Below are 15,511 nucleotides of genomic sequence, written 5' to 3' on the forward strand. Positions count from 1 at the left end.
GAACCTCCCGGAGCAGAGGCACCGGTGCCCGTAGCATCGGACCATGGATCCACAGCAGCATCCTGGCGACGACGCCACGCCCGCGCCGGACGCACCGGGCGGGCCCGGCACAGCCGGCGCAGCGGCGGGGGCTGCGACCGAGCCGGAGGCCCCACCGCGCTGGCGACTGATCGGCCCCGGCCTCGTGGTGGCTGCGACCGGCATCGGTGCGGGCGATCTCGTCGCAACGCTCGTCGCCGGGTCCCGGTTCGGCTACGCCCTGCTGTGGGCCGCGGTCGCCGGGGTGATCATCAAGATCTTCCTCGTCGAGGGCGCCGGGAGGTGGACCCTGGCCTCGGGCCACTCCATCTTCGAGGGCTGGCGGAGGCTCGGCTGGTGGACCTCGCTCTACTTCGGCCCGTACATCATGGTGTGGGGCTTCGTGTACGGCGCGACGGCGATGTCGGCCTCCGCGCTGCCCCTGGTGGCACTGGTCCCGAAACTGCCCGTGATCGGGGACATCGGGGGCGTCGCCGAGGTGCCGCTGATGGTCTACGCCGTCGGCTGCGGACTGATCGGTGCCGCGCTGGTCTGGCTCGGCCACTACCACCGGCTCGAGAAGATCATCGCGGTCCTCGTCGGAGTCATGTTCGTGACCGTCGTCGGCGCCGCGATCGTCACCCTTCCGAACATCGGCGAGATCCTCCTCGGACTCGTCCCGCGCGTCCCGGACGGCGGGCTCCTCTATGCCCTGAGCATCGCCGGCGGCGTCGGCGGCACGATCACCTTGGCGGCCTACGGATACTGGCTGGCGGCGAAGGGATGGTCCACCCCGCGCTGGATGCGCGTGATGCGCATCGACAACGCCATGGCCTACGTGATCTCGGGGATCTTCGTGGTCGCCATGCTCGTCGTGGGTGCTGAGCTCCTCTACTCCGGCGGCATCGCCATCGAGGAGGGCGATCAGGGCCTGGTCGATCTGGCCGAGGTCCTGGCCTCCCGGTACGGGGAGCCGATGAGCTGGGTCTTCCTGATCGGATTCTGGGCCTCGTCGTTCTCGTCGATGCTGGGGGTGTGGAACGGCGTCTCGATCATGTTCGCGGATTTCTTCGGACATGTGCGCAGGCGTCCCGAAGGCCATCGGGACCGGGGCATCGGCGGTCGCTACTACCGCTTCTACATCCTGTGGCTGACGTTCCCGCCGATGCTGCTGCTCCTGCTCGGCAAGCCGGTGCAGGTGATCGTGGCCTACGGGGTGCTGGGCTCGCTGTTCATGCCGTTCCTGGCCCTGACGCTGCTGTTCCTGCTGAATTCGCGGCATATGCCGCAGGCGTGGCGCAACGGATGGGTGCTCAACGTGGTGCTCGGGATCATCGCGCTGGTCTTCGTCGTCCTCGGCGCCAACCAGCTGCTCGAGGCGATCGGAACGCTGGGCGGGTGAGGTCTCGGCGCCCCACACCTGGTCGGCGCGTCATGCCGTCGGCACCGCACGGCCGGTACGGTCATCACGCCGCCACCAGGGCGGCAGCATCCGAGGGGCCCGCCGTGTGCCCCGGTGCACACGGGCGCGGCTGGTCAGTCGGGCCGCATCCCTGGCATACTCTCCTGTGTATGTGCCCTGGCCGGCCCTCTATCCGCCGGTGCACGACACCCCGAGGACCGTCAGCGCCCGCATCACCCCACAGGCTGCGGCGGGACTCACCCGAACATCCCTGAAGGAGAGTCCACCCACGTGGCTGTCAAGATCCGTCTGAAGCGCATGGGCAAGATCCGTGCACCGTTCTACCGCATCGTCGTGGCCGATTCGCGCAAGAAGCGCGACGGCGCCGTGATCGAGGAGATCGGCAAGTACCACCCGACCGAGGAGCCCTCGCTGATCGAGGTGCAGTCCGAGCGCGCGCAGTACTGGCTCGGCGTCGGCGCGCAGCCGACCGAACAGGTCGCCGCGCTGCTCAAGGTCACCGGCGACTGGCAGAAGTTCACGGGCGAGGGCGACCCCGCCGGCTCCCTGAAGACCGCGGAGTCCAAGAAGTCCGCCGACGAACTGATCGCCGACGCCGACAAGTCCGCCGCCGAGTCCCGCCAGAGCGCGAAGAAGTCGGAGAGCACCGAGGGCGAGAGCGCCCAGGAGGGTGTCGAGCCCGGCTCCGAGGAGGCCCCCGCCGAGGGCGAGTCCGTCGAGGACGCCGAGGCCGCATCGACCGACGAGGCGTGAGATGAGCACCCGCGCCGAAGCTCTCGACCACCTCGTCCGCGGCATCGTCGATGATCCCGACGCCGTCCGCGTGAGCGAGAAGTCCACGCGCCGCGGCCCGCTGCTCGAGGTCCGGGTCGGCCCTGCCGATCTCGGCCGCGTCATCGGCCGCTCCGGCCGCACCGCCCGTGCCCTGCGCACGGTCACCGCGGCCCTGTCGGAGGACGACGTGCGCGTCGACATCGTCGACGTCGACCGGCGCTGAGGTGCCTCGCACTGCTTTCAGGAGCGGCCCTGCCGGCTCCCCGGCCATGCCCGACATGGTCGCTGGGACTCGGCAGGGCCGCTCCTGGCATGCGCACGACCAGGCCGGCCGGAGAGCCGACGGCGCGGGCCGGCGCAGCGCCGGCGCGGTGATCGCCGCCCTGGGCGCTGCACTCCTGCTGGCGGCGTGCTCCTCGGGCACGGCAGACCCGGAGGACACGGCCGGGCCCGGCACCGCAGACCCGGGCACGGCGACGAGCGCACAGCCCATGACCCCGGATCCGGCCCTCACTGCGTCGTGCGGGGAGTTCTGGGGCGACCCCGACTACACCGACCCCCTCTCCCGAACGGTCCTCGACCGCGCCGGGACCGCGCCCGAGGCCGGCCCGTCGGACCCCTTCTTCTATGCCATGACCGGTGACGACGTCGAGGCCGCGTTCGAGAGCGCCCCCGAGGACGCCCGCGCCGCGGCCACGACGCTCGCCGAGTGGTTCCGCACCGAGCCCGAGAAGGGTGCCGACCTCGATCGGGACGGCTTCCGGACCGCCTGGGGCGAGGTGGCAGCCCAGTGCGCGAGCGTCTCCGAGGCGGCGAGCTGGGCCGCCGAGCCCGGAGAGGACGGCACCAAGCCCGCCGCGCTGGTGTGCGCCGACGTGTTCGACACCCCCGGCACCCTGACCCATTTCGCCAATGCCAACGTGCTGACCTCGAACATGTTCAAGCTGGTCGGCCTCAGCCCCCGGACGGTGCCCGCAGATCGCATGGACGACGTGCAGGCCACCGCGGACCTGCTCGCCGCCGAGATCGAGGCCGTGGACGACGACGGGGTCCGGGCGGCACTCGAGCAGGTGCGCGCACCGTTCCAGGACGCCCTGGACGGCGACACCTCCTCCGAGGGGCTGCGCGAGCCCCTGGCGGAACTCGGCACCAGCTGCGACACGGCCGGATACTCCTCACCGGAGCCCACGGAGGGCGACGACGGAACCGGCGACGAAGGAGACGAAGGACTGGTATGAGCACATTCGAGGTCATCGTCGCGACCATCGGCCGGGCGCACGGCCTGCGGGGCGAGGTCGCCCTGAACCTGCGCACGGATCAGCCCGAGGAGCGCCTGGCCCCGGGCACGGTCTTCGAGGTCGCCGGCGGTCAGGGGCAGCGGACCCTCACCGTGCGCGGCACCAGGCTCCAGCAGGACCGCTGGTACGCGACCTTCGAGGAGGTCACCGACCGTACCGGCGCCGAATCGCTGCGCGGCACCGAGCTGGCCCTGTCCGTGGACGCCGAGGAGGAGGCCGAGGAGGACCCCGACGCCTGGTACCCCTCGCAGCTGAAGGGTCTCGACGTGCGCCACGTCGACGGCCGGGAGCTCGGCACCGTCACCGGCATCGATCACTACCCGGCGCAGGACCTGCTGCTGGTTCGCACCCCGAGCGGCAAGCGCGTCCAGCTGCCGCTGGTGGAGCAGCTCGTGCCCGAGGTCGATCTCGAGGGCGGCACCGTCGTGGCCGACCCGCCCGGAGGCCTGTTCGACGAGCTGCCGGAGGAGGACCCTGACGACGGGCCCGACACCTCCGCTCCGGCGCCGGCCGACGAACGCTGAGCGCTGCGATGCGCCTCGACGTCGTCACGATCTTCCCCGAGTACCTCGCCCCGCTCGATCTGTCCCTGATCGGCAAGGCGCGGCGCGACGGGATCCTCGATCTGCACGTGCACGACCTGCGCACGTGGACCCATGACCGCCACCGCACGGTCGACGACACCCCGCTCGGCGGGGGAGCGGGCATGGTCATGAAGCCGGAGCCCTGGGCGGAGGCCTTCGCCGCGGTGCTCTCCGCCGGCCGGGAGTCGCTGGGGGCCGACGCCCACCCCCTGATCATCTTCCCCAACCCGGCCGGCGCACCCTTCGCGCAGGCCACCGCCCAGGACTGGTCGCAGCGGGAGTGGCTCGTCCTGGCCTGCGGGCGGTACGAGGGCATCGACGAGCGCGTCTACGAGCACCTGGCCGACCAGGGGCACGAGGTCGCCCTCGTCTCGCTCGGCGACTACGTCCTCAACGGCGGCGAGGTCGCCGTCCTGGCCATCACCGAGGCCGTCGTCCGGCTGATCCCGGGAGTGGTCGGCAACGCGGCCAGCCTGGTCGAGGAGTCCCATGCCGACGGGCTGCTGGAGTACCCGCTGTACACCCGTCCGGCGTCCTGGACGGACCCCGCCGGGACCGTGCGCGAGGCGCCGCCGATCCTGCTCTCCGGTGACCACGGGCGCATCGCCGCCTGGCGCCGGGAGCAGTCTCGCCGCCGCACCCGTGAACGCCGGCCCGACCTGCTTCCGGCCGACGACGAGGGCCCGGCCCCTCTCGGGTGACGGATCCGACACCGCTCGCCGACGCTGACCAGCACTCTCATCACGGGTCGGGGCTTGCCGGGGCCCTCGTGCGCTGACAGAATGAGCCCTTGTGCACGCCGCGCGCCCCTCTGCCTCAGGGGAGGGACGCACCGAGCGGCCGGGCAGATCCGTGGCGATGGGAGTCGCTGCCAGAGGCCCAGCACACCGGCACGAGGAGCCTGCTCCTCGCCGGATCGACGGTTCAGGACGGGCGCCGACGAGCGCCCCGCGAACGATGCCGTCCGACCTGAGGCGGAGGGCTGGAGACACACTATGCAGAAGCTCGATGAGCTCGACAAGGCGTCCCTGCGCGAGGACGTCCCCGATTTCCGCGCCGGCGACAACGTCAAGGTGCACGTGAAGGTCGTCGAGGGCAACCGCTCTCGTATCCAGGTCTTCCAGGGCTACGTCATCGCCCGCCAGGGCCACGGCGTCGGCGAGACCTTCCGCGTCCGCAAGGTCTCCTTCGGGGTAGGCGTGGAGCGTGTGTTCCCGATCCACGCCCCGACCGTCGACAAGATCGAGGTCGTCACCCGCGGCGACGTGCGCCGCGCGAAGCTGTACTACCTGCGCGGCCTGACGGGCAAGAAGGCCCGCATCAAGGAGAAGCGCCAGCACTCCTGATCCGGATATGACTCCGGATGGCAGCAGCGGACGGCGGCGGCCCCACCTGGTGGTGGCCGCCGCCGTCTGTGTCGTGCTACTCCTGCTGACCGCGGCCGCGGTGCGCCAGTTCGTCGTCCAGCCCTTCCGTGTCCCGTCGGCCTCGATGGAGCCCACCCTGGCCCGAGGCGATGTGATCCTCGCCGACCGCACGCAGCGCGGCGAGGCCGAGCGCGGGCAGGTCGTCGTCTTCGACGGCACCGGCTACTTCGCCCCCTCACAGGCGGACGGGGGCCGGTACTGGGTCAAGCGCGTGATCGCCGTCGGCGGCGACAGAGTGGCCTGCTGCGACCCCGTGGGGGCCCTCACGGTCGACGGCGTGCCCCTCGAGGAGCCCTACCTGCCCGAGGGCACCGCGCCCAGCGAGATCGACTTCGATCTCCGGGTCCCCGCCGGGCGCATGTTCGTCCTCGGCGACAACCGCTCCGACTCCACCGATTCCCGGCACCTGTTGGGCGCACCGGGCGGCGGGATGATCCCCGCAGAGCGCGTCGTCGGTGACGTCGACCGCATCGTGTGGCCTCTCACCCGCAGCGGCTCCCTCTGATCCGCAGGATCTGCGGATAGGATCACCGCGATGAACCCGCCCGATGAGACCCGCCGCGCTGTGTCCGACTCCCAGGACGCCGCATCCGGCGAGGACGCCGCGTCCGCCGACGGCGCCGCCCCGGCATCGGCCGCCTCGGCCGATGCCCGCCCGTCGCGCCGCCGGCGGATGCCGCTGTGGCTGGACACGGTCCTGACCATGGCGGTCGCCCTGCTGATCGCGGTGCTGGTCAAGACGTTCCTGATCCAGCCGTTCTACATCCCCTCGGCCTCGATGAACCCCACGCTGCTGCAGGACGACAAGATCCTGGTCTCCAAGCTCACCCCCGGCGTGTTCGACCTCCACCGCGGTGACGCCGTCGTCTTCGAGGACCCGGACAACTGGATCCCGGGCGATGTCACCGACGACCCGACGCCGCGGGTCCGGATGATGATGGTGCTCAGCCTCGTCGGGCTCGCCCCCGATCCGTCCCAGGATCATCTGGTCAAGCGACTGATCGGCCTGCCCGGCGACCATGTCGAGTGCGAGGAGGAGGGCGGCGCCGTCAGTGTCAACGGCACGGAGCTGGACGAGCCGTACATCAACCCCGACACGCCCGCCTGCAAGGCGGCGTTCGACGTCACGGTGCCCGACGGCAAGATCTGGGTGATGGGGGACAACCGCTACGCCTCGGCCGACTCCGCCTATCACGAGGTCCAGGGCGAGGACGGCTTCGTCCCGGAGGACAACGTCACCGGGAAGGCCGAGGTCATCTTCTGGCCCGCCGGCCGCTGGAGCGGACTGGGCGAGGCCGGGGACACCTTCGACGAGGTTCCCGACCAGCCGTGAGCACACCGGCTCCCACCCTGGACGCCGAGCTCGCCCTAGCCTCCCGCTGCGGGCCCGGGCGACGCATCGTCGTCGGCATCGACGAGGTCGGCCGCGGCGCACTCGCCGGACCGGTCGCCATGGGCGCCTGCGCGATCGAGGTGATCGACGGGCGCGCCGCGGCCCTGCCCGAGGAGGTCCGCGACTCCAAGCTGCTCACCGCCCGCCGCCGGGAAGCCCTCGTGGCGCCCATCCGCGAGAGCATCCTCGCCGGGAGCGTCGGCTGGGCCAGCGCCGCGGAGATCGACGAGATCGGCATCATCCGCGCTCTGACCCGTGCCGCGGTGCGTGCCATCGACGCGCTGGCGATCGACATCGACGCGATCGTGCTGGACGGCAACGTCGACGTGCTCTCTGCCGAGCTTGCACGAGCAGCCGACGGTGCGCGGCCGACCCCCGTGGTCGAGCTGCGGGTCGCCGCGGACCGGGACTGCGCCAGCGTCGCGGCCGCCAGCATCTTCGCCAAGGTCGCGCGCGATGCCGAGATGGTGGCCCTGGACGCTCTCGCCCCCGACTACTGCTGGGCCTCGAACAAGGGCTACGGCTCGGCGGCCCATCGCCGGGCGATCGAGACCCTCGGCGTCCATGAGCATCACCGCCGCAGCTGGCGCCTGGGGACGACTCCCCTCGACGCGCCGGAACCCTCGCGCGCTGGCGTACTGTGGGACGACCAGTGGCACCCGCAGCATGAGGAGGAGCGTCGGTGAGCGCCCAGGAACTCGAGAACTACGAGTCCGACCTCGAACTCCAGCTGTTCCGCGAATATCGCGACGTGGTCAGCCTGTTCACCTACGTGGTCGAGACCGAGCGCCGGTTCTACCTCGCCAACCAGGTCGACCTGCAGGTCCGCTCCGGTGGCGGCGAGGTCTTCTACGAGCTGCGCCTGGCCGACGTCTGGGTCTGGGACATCTACCGCTCCAACCGCTTCGTCCGCTCCGTGCGGGTGGTGACGTTCAAGGACGTCAACATCGAGGAGCTCAACAAGCCGGACATCTCCCTGCCGTAGCGGCGACGCCGCCGGTGCCGCGGCCGCGCCGGCCGCGGCACCGTTCCTCCCCAAGGGGCGCCCGTCCCCAAAACCCGTCCCGGCGATGCGTCGGGAGGCCTTCGCGACGAGGCTGACGGGCATGAACTCGCTCCTCCCCGTCCCTCGACCCGCAGCAGCTCCCGCCCCCGGTGCCCGGCCCCGGGCCGCTCCCGGGGCGCCCTCGTCCGGACCGCCTGTCGCCGGCCCCGCGGCGCCGCCCGAGGCGCGCCGTGTGCGCGAGATGTCCACCGTGGAGCTCGGCCGTGCCGGGGAGGACCTCGCAGCCGAGCACCTGGTCGCCTGCGGCTGGCAGATCATCGAGCGCAATCTCCGGCTCGGCCAGGGCGAACTGGACATCGTGGCCCTGGCCCACACCACGCTCGTCTTCGTCGAGGTCAAGACACGTCGCACGTTCGTCACCGGGGTGCCGCAGGCCGCGGTCACCGCCTCCAAGCTGCGCCGCCTGCGCAGGCTGGCCGGGCAGTACCTCATGGAGCGCTCCACGCCGCATCGGGACGTGCGCATCGATGTCGTCGCCGTCCACGCCCACCTCGACGGGACCTTCTCCCTCGAGCACCTCGAAGCGGTCTCCTGATGGGTCACGCGCGCACGCTCTCGATCTCTCTCACCGGCCTCGACGGCACCCTGGTCGAGGTCGAGGCCGACGTCTCCCAGGGCCTGCCGGCGTTCTCCCTCGTCGGCCTGCCCGACTCCTCCACCCTGCAGGCCCGCGAACGGGTCCGCGCGGCCGCCGCCCGCAGCGGGGTGCGACTGGCCGCGCGCCGCATCACCATCAACATGACGCCTGCCTGGCAGCCCAAGCACGGCTCCGGCTTCGATCTCGCCATCGCGATGGCGGTGGTCGATGCCCAGGGCGACCTGCTCACCCACCTGCCGGGGGACACCGTCCTCCTCGGCGAACTGGGCCTGGACGGGAGGGTGCGCCCGGTCCCCGGGGTGCTGCCCGCCCTGCTCGCAGCCCGCGCTCACGGCGCGACGCGGGCGATCGTTCCCGAGGAGAACCTCCCCGAGGCGCGCCTGGTCGAGGGCATGGAAGTCGACGGGGCCGGCGACCTGACCAGCGTCCTGCACCGCTTCGGCGCGGACGTCCCGCCGGCACCGCCACGCGGGACCCTCCGGCTGACGGCACCGGAGCGGAAGAGCTCAGAGCGCTCCCGCTCCCCCCAGCTCCCGGATTTCGCGGACGTCATCGGGCAGGCCCAGGCGCGGCGCACCGCGGAGGTCGCCGCCGCCGGAGGACACCATCTCCTGCTGAGCGGGCCGCCCGGCGCCGGGAAGACCATGATCGCCTCCCGGGTCCCCGGGATCCTGCCGCAGCTCGACATCGACGACGCCCTGACCGTCTCCGCGATCCACTCCCTGGCCGGACGGTTCGACGCCCGCGACGGACTGCGCCGCACGGCCCCGTTCGAGAACCCGCACCACACCGCCACCACCGCCGCCGTGGTCGGGGGCGGGGGCGGGATCGCCCTGCCCGGCGCCATCTCGCGCGCCCACGCCGGCGTGCTGTTCCTGGACGAGGCCCCGGAGTTCCCCGCGCGCGTGCTCGAAGCCCTCCGCGAACCGCTGGAGACCGGCGACATCACCCTGCACCGCGCACGCGGCGTGACCCGCTACCCCGCGCGGTTCCAGCTCATCCTGGCGGCCAATCCCTGTCCGTGCGGCAAGGCCTGGGGCAAGGGGGCCGACTGCACCTGCAGCCCGCTGCAGCGACGTCGTTACGCCGCCCGGCTGTCCGGCCCGGTCCTGGACCGCGTGGACATGCGCGTCGGCGTGGGACCGGTCGACGTCCGCCGCTCCGGCCCCGAGGACGCCGAGTCCAGCGCGCTCATCGCCGACCGTGTGCGCGCGGCACGAGAGCGGCAGCGACGACGGTACGAGGGTCTTCCCTGGTCCACCAACGCCCACCTGCCGGGGCCCCGGCTGCGGCGCGAGTTCGCCCCCGAGGCATCACAGCGCCGGCTGCTCGACCATGCCGTGGCCCAGGGTCGCCTCACTCTGCGCGGACACGACCGCGTGCTCCGCCTGGCCTGGACGCTCGCCGACCTCGACGGCTCCGACCGTCCCGGCGAAGGGCACATCGGCACCGCCCTGACCCTGCGCGAAGGAGAACCACGATGACCACCCCGAGCAATCCTGCCGGTACCGCGGCCGAACCGGACCCTGCAGCACCGGCCCCCGGCTCCGCGGAGACCGGCGCAGACGCGACTCGCGAAGCCCGCGTGACCTGGTCACTCATCGCCGAGCCGGCGGACCCCGTCGCCCTGCTCGCTCGGAGCGTGCTCGGGCCCGCCGGCGCTCTGGAGCTCGCCAGGCACGGCACGGAGAGCGAGCTGCTGGCACGTCTGGGCGGGCGGCTGCCCACGGACGCGGCGGACCCCGGTCCCGGCACCCACCAGCTGAGAGCCCGCCGCGCCCTGACCCGCTGGCGGACACGGCTGGACGGCCTCGACATCGACAGGGTCCTCGACGACGCCGATCAGCGGCACATACGAGTCCTCACCCCGGAGGACGCAGAATGGCCCCCAGCCCTGGACGATCTGCAGGAGACGAGCCCACATTGCCTGTGGGTGCAGGGCCCGGGCCGGCTCGACGATCTCGTCACCGGACGCTGCGCGGCCGTCGTCGGCTCGCGGGCCGCCACCGGCTACGGAGAGGAGATCGCCGGAACCTTCGCCGCCTCCTTCGCCGCATCCGGCGGCACGGTCGTCTCCGGCGGCGCCTACGGCGTCGACGGCGCGGCCCACCGCGGTGCCCTCTCGGCCGACGGCGGGGCCACCCTCGCCGTTCTCGCCGGTGGGCTGGACCGGCTCTATCCCCGCGAGAACGCGGAGATGCTCGAACGGATCCGGGACCGACACCTGCTGGTCAGCGAGGCCCCACCGGGCACAGCGCCCACCCGCTGGCGGTTCCTCTCGCGCAATCGGCTGATCGCCGCGCTGTCCCAGGCAGTGGTGGTGGTCGAGGCGTCATGGCGTTCCGGGGCGCTGTCGACCGCCCGGCTCGCCGACCAGATCTCCCGTCCCGTGGGCGCCGTCCCCGGCCCGGTCACCTCCGCAGCCAGCGCCGGGTGCCACCGGCTGATCAGGGAACGAGGTGCCGTGCTGATCACCGAGAGCGCCGACGTGCTCGATCTGCTGCCCGGCGGCCCGGCGGCGGGGGACGGCGGGTTCGCCGTCCAGGACGAGTTGGACCTGCTCACGCCCGCCGATCGTCGGGTGCTCGATGCTGTGCCGCCGCGCTCCAGCCTGCCGGTTGCGCGCATCGTCCGGGAGATCGGCTTCGAAGCCGTCGAGGTCGAATCCGCCCTGGCGCGGCTGCGTCTGCTGGGGCTCGTCGAGGACGTGGGGGAGAGGGTGCGACGCGTGCGCACCGGCTGACGTCCTCCCGGCCGGGGACGCCTGGATGCGGGAGACTGGGGACATGGGCACAGACCGCAGCAGCGCCGAGGACGCCGTGCTCGATGCCTTCAGCGACCATCTCCGCCTCGAGCGGGGGCGCTCGGAGCACACCATGCGCGCCTACCGCCGGGAGGCCGCCCACCTGCTCGAGCATCTGCGCGAGGTCGAACGCATCGAGCTCCCCGAGCTCGACGTCGCCGCCCTGCGCTCATGGCTCGCAGCGCGGGCGGAGAGCGGCGTGGGGGCGAGCACGCTGGCGCGGTCGGCCGCCGCGGCCCGCACCTTCACCACATGGCTCGCCGCCACCGGCCGCATCCCGCACGACGTGGGCGGCCGATTGAAAGCACCCCGGCGGGGCCGCCACCTGCCCACTGTGCTCTCCAGTGAGCAGGCCGGGTACCTGCTGGACCGGATCGGGCCGGCACAGACGGGCCCCTCCGGGACCGGAGGACGCGGCGAGGCGTCCGGAACAGGCAGCGACGCCGATGCACGTGCCGGCCTCGATGGTGCTGATGGCGCAGGCGGCGCCGTCCCGTCCGACGGCGCCGAGGTCCCCGGCTCCCCGGGCGTGCCTGACGATCCTGCCCGGCGCGCGATGGTGCTGCGCGACGCCGCGGTCCTCGAACTGCTCTACTCCTCCGGACTGCGGGTCTCGGAGCTGGTCGCCCTGGACCGCAGCGGCATCGACCGTTCCCGAGGCACCGTCCGAGTCCGGGGAAAGGGCGACAAGGAACGCATCGTCCCCGTCGGCGCCCCGGCGCTCGCCGCTGTGGAGCACTGGGAGCGCGAGGGTCGGCCCGTCCTCGCGCGAGCCGGCGGCGCGGGCGCGACTCGCGCCGGCGACGCACTGTTCCTCGGCGCCCGTGGCGGCAGGCTCGGTGATCGCGCCGTGCGCACGCTGCTGGATCGGTACGCCGCCGAGGCCGGCATCTCGAGGCACATATCCCCGCACACGCTGCGTCACAGCGCCGCCACGCACCTCGTCGAGGGCGGCGCCGACCTGCGCAGCGTCCAGGACTTCCTCGGACACTCCTCACTCGCGACCACCCAGATCTACACCCACGTCAGCGCCGAACGGCTCCGCCGCACCGTCGACCAGGCACACCCGCGCGCCTGATCTGCTCACGGGCCGGCGTCGACAGCATCGCGCGCCCCGGGAGCCCCGTGATGGGCCAGCGGCAGCAGCACACTCGGTCCCCGCGCCCCCAGCAGCACCATCGGATCCACGTAGCCCTGAGCGCGCCGCGCACCCAGATGCAGACACATCTGAGCGCAATGCGACTGCGTGCTGCCCGGCGTGATCCGTCCGAGCACGTCCCCGGCGCGGACCGTCTGCCCCTCCACCACCTCGCCGGCGACCGGTTCGTAGGTGGAGATCAGGCCATCGGCGTGCCGCACCGAGACCACGGGACGCCCAGCCACCGATCCGGTGAAGCGCACCGTGCCCGAGTCGACCGCATGCACCGCGGCGCCCTCTCCGGTCACCGCGATGTCGATCCCGCGGTGGCCGGGTCCGTAGGGGGTGTCCGGAGCGTCGAAGGGTGTGACGACGTCATGGGGAGCCGGTGTCGGCCACATCCAGCGCACCTCCTCGGCGCGCGCCGAGCCGGGCATGGCGACGACGAAGGCGGCCACCAGGCACAGTACGACCAGCACGGCCCGGACCAGGACCAGGATCCGCTGCCGGGCCGGCCGGCGATCGAGGGCGTCTCGAGAAGTCATAGCGGCATCCTCGCCACGTCGGCCGACCGCGTCATCCGGGGCGAGGACCCGGTGGACGAAGAGGTCCTGGGGAGGAACGATCGCCGCGCCGACACACCCCGCGGCGTGATGCACGACGCGCTGTGCCGGCTGTGAGCGTCAGATAGACTCGAGACAGCATCCGGTCCGTCCGGATGACTTCGCGTGCCCATCAGGGCTCGCCGGCCAACGGTCCCCGGTCGCCTCCGCGCCTCGCGCGCGGGCCGCCGCCGGGGCGGCCGGCTTCCCGGGCACCAGGCCCCGCATCGACCGGTGACGGGGAAGAACCGAGAACGAAGGTCCTGCGCGATGACCGCGGACGCCCCACCGGGCGAGTCGTGCGAGCCCAGGCCTAGATAAGAGGACACCATCATGGCAGTCGTCACCATGCGCCAGCTCCTGGAGAGCGGCGTCCACTTCGGTCACCAGACCCGTCGGTGGAACCCGAAGGTCCGTCGCTTCATCTTCACCGAGCGCAACGGCATCTACATCGTCGACCTCATGCAGACCCTGTCGTACATCGACAAGGCCTACGACTTCGTCAAGCAGACCGTCGCCCACGGCGGCACGATCCTGTTCGTCGGCACCAAGAAGCAGGCCCAGGGCTCCATCCAGGAGCAGGCCACCCGCGTGGGCATGCCCTACGTCAACCAGCGCTGGCTGGGCGGCATGCTCACCAACCTGCAGACCGTCTCCGCGCGCGTTAACCGCCTCAAGGAGCTCGAGCAGATCGACTTCGACGATGTGGCCTCCTCCGGCCGCACCAAGAAGGAGCTGCTGATGATGCGCCGCGAGAAGGACAAGCTGGAGAAGACCCTCGGCGGTATCCGCGACATGGGCAAGGCGCCCTCCGCCGTGTGGATCGTCGACACCAACAAGGAGCACCTCGCTGTCGACGAGGCGCAGAAGCTGAGCATCCCGGTCGTCGCGATCCTGGACACCAACTGCGATCCCGACGAGGTCACCTACCCGATCCCCGGCAACGACGACGCGATCCGCTCCGTCACGCTGCTGACCCGGGTCGTGGCCGACGCCGTGGCCGCCGGCCTGCAGGAGCGTCACGCCAAGTCCAGCGGCGGCGAGAAGAACGTCTCCGCCGTCGAGGCCGAGCCGCTGGCCGAGTGGGAGCGCGAGCTGCTCAAGCAGTCCGAGGTCCAGCAGCAGGACGCCCCCGCCGAGGAATCCGTCGCCGCGGAGAACGCCCCGGCAGCGACCGAGGCCCCCGCGGCCGAGTCCGCTGAGGCCCCCGCGGCCGAGGCCACCGAATCCGCAGTGGAGCAGCCCGCGCCGGGCGCGTCGGACGCCGAGGCCGAGACGGCCGAGTCCGCCTCCGAGGCGACCGACGGCCGGACCGAGCCGACCGCAGCCGAGTGACCAACGGGCCCGGGGGCGATAACGTCGCTCCCGGGCCCCTCCACGGGGTGGGCCCCGCCATCGTCGAAGCCCACCCCGCACCCTCCGCTAGCAGCTCCCACAAGGAAGAGGAACATGGCCAATTACACGGCAGCAGACATCAAGGAGATCCGCGAGTCCACCGGCGCGGGCATGCTCGACGTCAAGAAGGCTCTCGACGAGGCCGAGGGCGACAAGTCCAAGGCTGTCGAGCTGATCCGCGTCAAGGGCCTCAAGGGGATCGCCAAGCGTGAGGCCCGCACCGCCTCCGAGGGCCTGATCGCCGTCGACGTGCGCGACACCGATCAGGGTCAGACCGGCACGCTGGTCGAGATCAACTCCGAGACCGACTTCGTGGCCAAGAACGACAAGTTCGTCGCCCTGGGCGACGAGGCCGTGGCCGCGGCCGTCCAGTCCGGTGCCTCCGAGCCCGCCGAGCTGGCCGAGACCTCCTTCGGCGAGGCCCTGACCAACGCCGGCGCCACCATGGGTGAGAAGATCCAGGTGCGCCGCATCGGTCGCGTCTCGGGCGAGGTCGTCACCGCCTACATGCACCGCACCAACAAGGACCTGCCCCCGCAGGTCGGCGTGCTGGTGGCCACCGACAAGGCCGGCGCCGAGGTGGCGCGCGACATCGCGATGCACATCGCCGCGTTCTCCCCGGCCTACTTCGATCGTGACGAGGTCCCCGAGGAGCTCGTCGCCGACGAGCGTCGCATCGCCGAGGAGACCGCCAAGAACGAGAACAAGCCCGAGAAGGCGATCCCGAAGATCGTCGAGGGTCGCCTGAACGGCTACTACAAGGAGAACGTGCTGCTCGACCAGGCGTTCGCCAAGGATCCCAAGAAGACGGTCGGCAAGATCGTCGAGGAAGCCGGCGGCACGCTGACCGGTTTCGTCCGCTTCCGCGTCGGAGGCTGACTCCCCGGGGATCGGGCCTGATCGCCCGGAACCCACCGGCCGCCGACGGGCGGCCGCCGACCTGCGGCCCCGCACCCTCGGTGCGGGGCCGCGGCTCGGTATCATCACCGAGG

General features: G+C 72.1%; 18 protein-coding genes. 17 read left to right on the top strand and 1 reads right to left on the bottom strand.

The annotated features are described in order from the left end of the window. Window positions 1–43 precede the first annotated feature (43 nt). From ACFQRJ_RS16675 to ACFQRJ_RS16745, 15 genes are all read left to right on the top strand, one after another. The gene (locus tag ACFQRJ_RS16675; protein WP_377020344.1) at window positions 44–1,420 is read left to right on the top strand and encodes an Nramp family divalent metal transporter; all 1,377 of its coding nucleotides are present in this window, start codon (window positions 44–46) and stop codon (window positions 1,418–1,420) included. A gap of 291 nt (window positions 1,421–1,711) precedes the next feature. Continuing rightward, a complete protein-coding gene (gene rpsP / locus ACFQRJ_RS16680) occupies window positions 1,712–2,194 on the top strand; it encodes a 30S ribosomal protein S16 (RefSeq protein ID WP_377020345.1) in 483 nt (160 codons plus the stop codon). A gap of 1 nt (window position 2,195) precedes the next feature. Then, window positions 2,196–2,438, top strand: coding sequence for an RNA-binding protein (locus ACFQRJ_RS16685; RefSeq protein WP_377020346.1), 243 nt, complete (start codon window positions 2,196–2,198; stop codon window positions 2,436–2,438). 55 nt (window positions 2,439–2,493) lie between these two features. Then, window positions 2,494–3,453: a hypothetical protein gene (locus tag ACFQRJ_RS16690; RefSeq protein ID WP_377020347.1), complete on the top strand. Its 960-nt coding sequence runs from the start codon at window positions 2,494–2,496 to the stop codon at window positions 3,451–3,453. After that, window positions 3,450–4,037 carry a ribosome maturation factor RimM gene (gene rimM, locus ACFQRJ_RS16695; protein ID WP_377020348.1) on the top strand — a complete coding sequence of 196 codons (588 nt, stop codon included), beginning with the start codon at window positions 3,450–3,452 and terminating at the stop codon, window positions 4,035–4,037. Before ACFQRJ_RS16690 ends, rimM begins: the two co-directional genes overlap by 4 nt. A gap of 8 nt (window positions 4,038–4,045) precedes the next feature. Then, window positions 4,046–4,798, top strand: coding sequence for a tRNA (guanosine(37)-N1)-methyltransferase TrmD (gene trmD, locus ACFQRJ_RS16700; protein ID WP_377020349.1), 753 nt, complete (start codon window positions 4,046–4,048; stop codon window positions 4,796–4,798). Between the two features lie 294 nt (window positions 4,799–5,092). Continuing rightward, window positions 5,093–5,443, top strand: coding sequence for a 50S ribosomal protein L19 (rplS, locus tag ACFQRJ_RS16705; protein ID WP_377020350.1), 351 nt, complete (start codon window positions 5,093–5,095; stop codon window positions 5,441–5,443). A 7-nt stretch (window positions 5,444–5,450) separates the two neighbouring features. Next, entirely contained in the window at window positions 5,451–6,029 is a 579-nt protein-coding gene (gene lepB, locus ACFQRJ_RS16710; protein WP_377020351.1) for a signal peptidase I, read from the top strand. Window positions 6,030–6,059: 30 nt separating this feature from the next. Then, complete coding sequence (lepB, locus tag ACFQRJ_RS16715) at window positions 6,060–6,857, top strand: signal peptidase I (protein ID WP_377020352.1); 798 nt, start codon at window positions 6,060–6,062, stop codon at window positions 6,855–6,857. Beyond that, complete coding sequence (locus tag ACFQRJ_RS16720) at window positions 6,854–7,603, top strand: ribonuclease HII (protein WP_377020353.1); 750 nt, start codon at window positions 6,854–6,856, stop codon at window positions 7,601–7,603. The genes lepB (ACFQRJ_RS16715) and ACFQRJ_RS16720 overlap by 4 nt, the downstream gene beginning before the upstream one ends. Then, a complete protein-coding gene (locus tag ACFQRJ_RS16725; RefSeq protein WP_377020354.1) occupies window positions 7,600–7,902 on the top strand; it encodes a DUF2469 domain-containing protein in 303 nt (100 codons plus the stop codon). Before ACFQRJ_RS16720 ends, ACFQRJ_RS16725 begins: the two co-directional genes overlap by 4 nt. 262 nt (window positions 7,903–8,164) lie before the next feature. After that, entirely contained in the window at window positions 8,165–8,518 is a 354-nt protein-coding gene (locus ACFQRJ_RS16730; RefSeq protein WP_377020421.1) for a YraN family protein, read from the top strand. Then, complete coding sequence (locus ACFQRJ_RS16735; protein WP_377020355.1) at window positions 8,518–10,065, top strand: YifB family Mg chelatase-like AAA ATPase; 1,548 nt, start codon at window positions 8,518–8,520, stop codon at window positions 10,063–10,065. Before ACFQRJ_RS16730 ends, ACFQRJ_RS16735 begins: the two co-directional genes overlap by 1 nt. Then, a complete protein-coding gene (gene dprA / locus ACFQRJ_RS16740; RefSeq protein WP_377020356.1) occupies window positions 10,062–11,324 on the top strand; it encodes a DNA-processing protein DprA in 1,263 nt (420 codons plus the stop codon). The genes ACFQRJ_RS16735 and dprA overlap by 4 nt, the downstream gene beginning before the upstream one ends. Before the next feature lie 43 nt (window positions 11,325–11,367). Next, complete coding sequence (locus ACFQRJ_RS16745) at window positions 11,368–12,462, top strand: tyrosine recombinase XerC (RefSeq protein ID WP_377020357.1); 1,095 nt, start codon at window positions 11,368–11,370, stop codon at window positions 12,460–12,462. Window positions 12,463–12,467: 5 nt separating this feature from the next. Here ACFQRJ_RS16745 and ACFQRJ_RS16750 read toward each other — a convergent pair whose 3' ends face one another. Further along, window positions 12,468–13,067, bottom strand: a complete 600-nt coding sequence (locus ACFQRJ_RS16750) for a murein hydrolase activator EnvC family protein (protein WP_377020358.1) — start codon at window positions 13,065–13,067, stop codon at window positions 12,468–12,470. A 390-nt stretch (window positions 13,068–13,457) separates the two neighbouring features. Between ACFQRJ_RS16750 and rpsB the strand changes: the two genes are divergently transcribed. Continuing rightward, window positions 13,458–14,459, top strand: a complete 1,002-nt coding sequence (rpsB, locus tag ACFQRJ_RS16755) for a 30S ribosomal protein S2 (RefSeq protein ID WP_377020359.1) — start codon at window positions 13,458–13,460, stop codon at window positions 14,457–14,459. Between the two features lie 114 nt (window positions 14,460–14,573). Further along, window positions 14,574–15,398, top strand: a complete 825-nt coding sequence (gene tsf, locus ACFQRJ_RS16760; protein ID WP_377020360.1) for a translation elongation factor Ts — start codon at window positions 14,574–14,576, stop codon at window positions 15,396–15,398. The last annotated feature ends 113 nt before the right edge of the window (window positions 15,399–15,511 follow it).

This window comes from Brachybacterium sp. GCM10030252 (assembly GCF_042666535.1).
Lineage (GTDB): Bacteria > Actinomycetota > Actinomycetes > Actinomycetales > Dermabacteraceae > Brachybacterium.

What these genes read in the sequence shown, in the direction of transcription:
- ACFQRJ_RS16675 (WP_377020344.1), top strand. Translation starts at nt 44, where the DNA reads ATGGATCCACAGCAGCATCCTGGCGACGACGCCACGCCCGCGCCGGAC.
- ACFQRJ_RS16685 (WP_377020346.1), top strand. Translation starts at nt 2,196, where the DNA reads ATGAGCACCCGCGCCGAAGCTCTCGACCACCTCGTCCGCGGCATCGTC.
- ACFQRJ_RS16690 (WP_377020347.1), top strand. Translation starts at nt 2,494, where the DNA reads ATGGTCGCTGGGACTCGGCAGGGCCGCTCCTGGCATGCGCACGACCAG.
- rimM (WP_377020348.1), top strand. Translation starts at nt 3,450, where the DNA reads ATGAGCACATTCGAGGTCATCGTCGCGACCATCGGCCGGGCGCACGGC.
- trmD (WP_377020349.1), top strand. Translation starts at nt 4,046, where the DNA reads ATGCGCCTCGACGTCGTCACGATCTTCCCCGAGTACCTCGCCCCGCTC.
- rplS (WP_377020350.1), top strand. Translation starts at nt 5,093, where the DNA reads ATGCAGAAGCTCGATGAGCTCGACAAGGCGTCCCTGCGCGAGGACGTC.
- lepB (WP_377020351.1), top strand. Translation starts at nt 5,451, where the DNA reads ATGACTCCGGATGGCAGCAGCGGACGGCGGCGGCCCCACCTGGTGGTG.
- lepB (WP_377020352.1), top strand. Translation starts at nt 6,060, where the DNA reads ATGAACCCGCCCGATGAGACCCGCCGCGCTGTGTCCGACTCCCAGGAC.
- ACFQRJ_RS16730 (WP_377020421.1), top strand. Translation starts at nt 8,165, where the DNA reads ATGTCCACCGTGGAGCTCGGCCGTGCCGGGGAGGACCTCGCAGCCGAG.
- ACFQRJ_RS16735 (WP_377020355.1), top strand. Translation starts at nt 8,518, where the DNA reads ATGGGTCACGCGCGCACGCTCTCGATCTCTCTCACCGGCCTCGACGGC.
- dprA (WP_377020356.1), top strand. Translation starts at nt 10,062, where the DNA reads ATGACCACCCCGAGCAATCCTGCCGGTACCGCGGCCGAACCGGACCCT.
- ACFQRJ_RS16745 (WP_377020357.1), top strand. Translation starts at nt 11,368, where the DNA reads ATGGGCACAGACCGCAGCAGCGCCGAGGACGCCGTGCTCGATGCCTTC.
- ACFQRJ_RS16750 (WP_377020358.1), bottom strand. Translation starts at nt 13,067, where the DNA reads ATGACTTCTCGAGACGCCCTCGATCGCCGGCCGGCCCGGCAGCGGATC.
- rpsB (WP_377020359.1), top strand. Translation starts at nt 13,458, where the DNA reads ATGGCAGTCGTCACCATGCGCCAGCTCCTGGAGAGCGGCGTCCACTTC.
- tsf (WP_377020360.1), top strand. Translation starts at nt 14,574, where the DNA reads ATGGCCAATTACACGGCAGCAGACATCAAGGAGATCCGCGAGTCCACC.